Origin of the sequence: Bartonella sp. AA2SXKL (assembly GCF_042197205.1) — a bacterium.
Classification (GTDB): domain Bacteria; phylum Pseudomonadota; class Alphaproteobacteria; order Rhizobiales; family Rhizobiaceae; genus Bartonella.
The window spans coordinates 1-3,921 of sequence record NZ_JBHIRN010000034.1 but is presented as its reverse complement, the minus strand read 5'-3'; the positions used below and the strand labels follow the sequence as shown (position 1 = coordinate 3,921).

At 37.6% G+C, this 3,921-nt stretch carries 7 protein-coding genes; 2 read left to right on the top strand and 5 right to left on the bottom strand.

Features of this window, described 5'->3' with window-relative positions; all coding sequences use genetic code 11:
- Positions 1 to 467: hypothetical protein (locus ACFINS_RS09435; RefSeq protein WP_375706132.1), on the bottom strand; the 467-nt coding region annotated here is incomplete at its 3' end.
- 52 nt (positions 468 to 519) lie between these two features.
- On the opposite strand from ACFINS_RS09435, the gene ACFINS_RS09430 reads away from it, so the two are divergent.
- Both ACFINS_RS09430 and ACFINS_RS09425 read left to right on the top strand, forming a co-directional pair.
- The gene (locus ACFINS_RS09430) at positions 520 to 834 is read left to right on the top strand and encodes a type II toxin-antitoxin system RelE/ParE family toxin (RefSeq protein ID WP_254771026.1); all 315 of its coding nucleotides are present in this window, start codon (positions 520 to 522) and stop codon (positions 832 to 834) included.
- Between the two features lie 16 nt (positions 835 to 850).
- On the top strand, positions 851 to 1,147 hold the full coding sequence (locus ACFINS_RS09425; RefSeq protein WP_004861504.1) for a HigA family addiction module antitoxin: 297 nt from the start codon (positions 851 to 853) through the stop codon (positions 1,145 to 1,147).
- A gap of 44 nt (positions 1,148 to 1,191) precedes the next feature.
- Here ACFINS_RS09425 and ACFINS_RS09420 read toward each other — a convergent pair whose 3' ends face one another.
- From ACFINS_RS09420 to ACFINS_RS09405, 4 genes are all read right to left on the bottom strand, one after another.
- A complete protein-coding gene (locus ACFINS_RS09420; protein WP_375612356.1) occupies positions 1,192 to 1,470 on the bottom strand; it encodes a hypothetical protein in 279 nt (92 codons plus the stop codon).
- On the bottom strand, positions 1,467 to 2,222 hold the full coding sequence (locus ACFINS_RS09415; RefSeq protein ID WP_375651462.1) for an antA/AntB antirepressor family protein: 756 nt from the start codon (positions 2,220 to 2,222) through the stop codon (positions 1,467 to 1,469). The genes ACFINS_RS09420 and ACFINS_RS09415 overlap by 4 nt, the downstream gene beginning before the upstream one ends.
- 421 nt (positions 2,223 to 2,643) lie before the next feature.
- Positions 2,644 to 3,540 carry a hypothetical protein gene (locus ACFINS_RS09410; protein WP_375706131.1) on the bottom strand — a complete coding sequence of 299 codons (897 nt, stop codon included), beginning with the start codon at positions 3,538 to 3,540 and terminating at the stop codon, positions 2,644 to 2,646.
- A gap of 30 nt (positions 3,541 to 3,570) precedes the next feature.
- Positions 3,571 to 3,921, bottom strand: a 351-nt coding sequence (locus ACFINS_RS09405) for a hypothetical protein (RefSeq protein ID WP_375706130.1), incomplete at its 5' end; no start/stop codon positions are given.

The window sequence follows — 3,921 nt, the reverse complement described above, 5'->3', positions numbered from 1 at the left end:
AAACCGACAAGGGGTTCAACAACTCTTGCGATTGCCTTTCCTTCATCAGGGCAGGGGATATTGGTGACGTAAGTCACCTCAAAGGTTAAAATTGCACCGTGGAGTGCTAAAGCGCCATTATCACCAAAGGCAAAAGCAATATTTTGCAGGCGGCATGTTTCAACTGTGTTGTTGAGATTGGGATTAGCGTAGAAAACCTCCTCAACTTCCCATGCTAATTGGTCAACAAAACGTGCGCCCTCTTCACATGTTGTATAGCATTCAACATCTAGCGTTAAAACACGCCGCCTTATTCCATAATCATAGCCATCTTCAATCGTTTCACTTTGTGTTGAGATATTAATTGCAGGCGTGTTCTCAACGGAAAAGTTGAAATCACGCATATTGAAAACATTGTCACCAGCTGCCGTCTTTGCTGCTTTAATCAACGCAACAAAACTTTCCCTTATCGTCTCTCTCGGATGCATGAGTGTTCCTGTTATTTAACATTTATCCTTTTCTTTATATTAGTATCGTGTTATGATACGTAAAAGAATGAATAAAGGTGATTTGGTGATTGAATCTTTTGCTGATAAGCGGTGTAAAGATCTTTTAGAAGGCAATCCGCCCAGAGGCTTTCCCACCACTCTAGTGCGTATAGCCCAAAGAAAATTGTTTATGCTCGATAAAGCAGTTGATCTTAAAGATTTGCGTAGTCCTCCGGGAAATCGTCTAGAAGCATTGAAAGGAGAGCGTAAAGGTCAATATTCTATCCGTATTAATGACCAGTTTCGTATTTGTTTTGAATGGCGCTCTAATGGCGCTTATGAAGTTGAAATCGTAGATTATCATTGATCTGTAGGAGGTCGAGATGAAAAATTATATAGCGATTCATCCCGGAGAAATTTTACGAGAGGAATATTTAAAAGAATATGCCCTCTCTGCTTATGCTCTTGCAAAAGCATTAAATGTTCCACGCACGAGAATAGAACGTATTGTTGCTGAAAATAGTCCAGTGACTCCCGATACTGCTCTCAGATTAGCCTATTTTTTTGATACTACTGCTGAATTTTGGCTTAACATGCAAGCTGCTTATGACGTTAGTATATTACAAACTGAAAAAGCAGACGAATTTGCCAAAATCAATAAATTTGAATGTAGGGTTTAACCACTCCCCATTTTAAGAACAGGGAGGGGAGTTTTGTTTTTAAGTTAAGCAACCTTTTTAATGGGGCTCTCGAAATTTGGTTCATAAGCGCGTAACAAAGAATCCATGCTATGCGGTAACTCTGAATCTCCAAAATCTGTAAGAATTGCTAAAATCTTCGTAATATTTGGAACCTCATTTTGAAGTTTTAAAATCAAAGCTTTTTCCACCATGCCCATAATCTCAATTATGGCAGTGCAATCCTCATCTCCAATGCTTTGATGATTAGAAAACTGAAACAATGCCATCCACAAATCGCATAGGAAGTTGGTATCTATCTTCATTGTACACCTCCATGGATTTGTTCTCTCAAACATGCCAATCCTCTCGATGTGATTTTTGTTGAAGGCAGTACCTTTTCTGTACCATCCGGTCTTTGAATGGTAATAGCAGGGCAATCCATGAATCCTTTCTTGATCTTGTCCTGATAAGGTAACAGAGGCGCCCCTGGAGCCCGTCGATAGACCCAATCATGTTTACGCAAGTAATCCGTTAAATCTTTTGGTCGTACCTCTAACATCTTTGCTGCTTCAATTAAGCCAAACAAACCATCAGAGCGTTTTAAACCTTCCAAAGCTTTTGCTTTTGGTGCTAATTCTGCAATAACATGATCTTTTTGCTCTATTTGACTTTGTAAGTGATTCAAAACACCAAGCAATGCTTCAGGTTTGGAGTAGTCAACTTGTGATGCAGCTATCTGTGGAGCAGCTACTTGCTTCAAAAGCCGTTCACATTTGATAAAGTATAAACGAGCCTCTCTACCTTTCTTATTATTCTCAAGCATAGAGAGCTCTTTGGCTACACTTAAAGTTAGATGATAATCTTTAGAGGGACGACCACCTTGGAGGTTTTCCCCAAAGTTGGTGAAAACTAAATAATCCTGATTTTCTAATAAATTATATTTGTTGATGCGATATTTAATCCAAGTAGAGAAATCTTTACCTACTTCTAAAAACGCATGCAAATCACGAGCGTTAACAGTTTGAACAGTTTCCTGATCAATAACCTGTTCTCTAATTTCTATAAGAGTATTCATAATGAATTCCTTATGGTTAGACGTTTGTTAATGACACTCAAAAAGAGTGCCGGGCGCTAACAAACACGGCCATAAGTCCGTCGTTACACTTTCCCCGCAAGGGTATTGTATAGCGTAACCACACCCGACAGATGTTATTATACGCATGTAGCATATAATGAGTCAAAGTCTTTAATGTATAGAAGACTGATTATTTCGGTAACCAATCCGCTTATGGTTCTAAGGTGTTTGTTAGGCACCTGATTCGATTATTCATACTCCTGTCACAATGTCAATAAGTAATATTACATTTTTCTAAAAATCGTTTTTACACAAGTAATCGATTAAATTCTTTAATTGTGATCCGAATATCCTTTCTTTTCCAATAAAATCAAACAAGCCAGTGATAGGTTTGAATTCACAATCGTTTGTTTTTTTGTGTTTAGTCTCTCACCCCAGTTGAAATAATTTCATTATCGTAAATTTCTGCTGTTCCGCAAACTCGCGCTTTTCCACAAACTTGCACACTGTCAAAAATTGATGCCTCGCCATAAACTCGTGCATTACCAGAAATTTGCGCTTCATTAGCAACCGATGCTTTACCGTAAACTCGTGCATTATCGAAAATCTGTGCATTGTCAGAGATATCTGCTTTATCAAAAACTTGTGCATTATTGCAAATTATAGCATTTCCCCAAACTGATGCCTCATCATAAATTTTTGTATTGTCATAAATTTTAGCATTTCTGGAAATAGATGTTTCACCGTAAATTATAGCATTTCCAGAAATGTGTGCATCTCCGAAAATAGATGCTTCACCATAAATCTTTGCATTGCCGAAAATTTTAGCATTTTTGGAAATAAATGCTTCACCATATACTTTAGCGTTTTCAAAAATACATGCCGAATTTGTAATGCATACCTCACCAGAAACTGATGCTTCATCATAAATTTTTACATCGTCAGAAACAGATGCTGTTCCGAAAACTTTAGCGCTGTCATAAACTTTAGCGCTTCCCCAAACTGAGGCCTCATCATAAATTTGCGCTTTACCAGAAATTTGCGCTTCACCAGAAACCGATGCTATACCATAAACTTTTGCATCATCCCTAATTGTAGCATTTTCAGAAACATATCCATTTCCGTAAACCTGTGCATTATCAAAAACCCAACAATTATCGTAAGGACTTAGGTTTCTTTCTTTTTCAATATATCCACCTAAATCACCTTTCTTAATTGTACCAAAATTTTTGATAGCTTTAATACGGTAAAGAATAAATTCGCCAACCTTAATTGCTTCATTTGTTAATTTGTATTTTTTTCTTCTAAATATAAACATGTACTAGATCATTTCTTTATAAGCATATCTTTACTTTAGCTCCCGCAAGATAAGCTTATACATACCGGATTCTGAAGCTTGTACATCTATCACAATGAAATGCTCCTGAGAAGAGGGAGCTTTGCTGTTTTCAGGGGAAATGATTACAACATTATCTTCAGGTTTTGGTGGTAATCCTCCGATATCATTGATACAAATATCAAGTTCCTTTCTTGCAATTGTGGTAGAGATTCTGCCACCGGCTTCCGATTCCGAATGTTTAATGCCGTAAATCGCTGTGATACGAAAAGATTGCTGGTTGTCTTTTCGCGTGTAGATGATGGGCTGCCCAAAAGTGTTGCGCACATCTTTAACCATTTGGTTTAGCAGCCCGTTCCACCG

Coding starts and splice junctions, on each gene's coding strand:
- ACFINS_RS09430 (WP_254771026.1), top strand. CDS start 520: ATGATACGTAAAAGAATGAATAAAGGTGATTTGGTGATTGAATCTTTT.
- ACFINS_RS09410 (WP_375706131.1), bottom strand. CDS start 3,540: ATGTTTATATTTAGAAGAAAAAAATACAAATTAACAAATGAAGCAATT.
- ACFINS_RS09415 (WP_375651462.1), bottom strand. CDS start 2,222: ATGAATACTCTTATAGAAATTAGAGAACAGGTTATTGATCAGGAAACT.
- ACFINS_RS09420 (WP_375612356.1), bottom strand. CDS start 1,470: ATGAAGATAGATACCAACTTCCTATGCGATTTGTGGATGGCATTGTTT.
- ACFINS_RS09425 (WP_004861504.1), top strand. CDS start 851: ATGAAAAATTATATAGCGATTCATCCCGGAGAAATTTTACGAGAGGAA.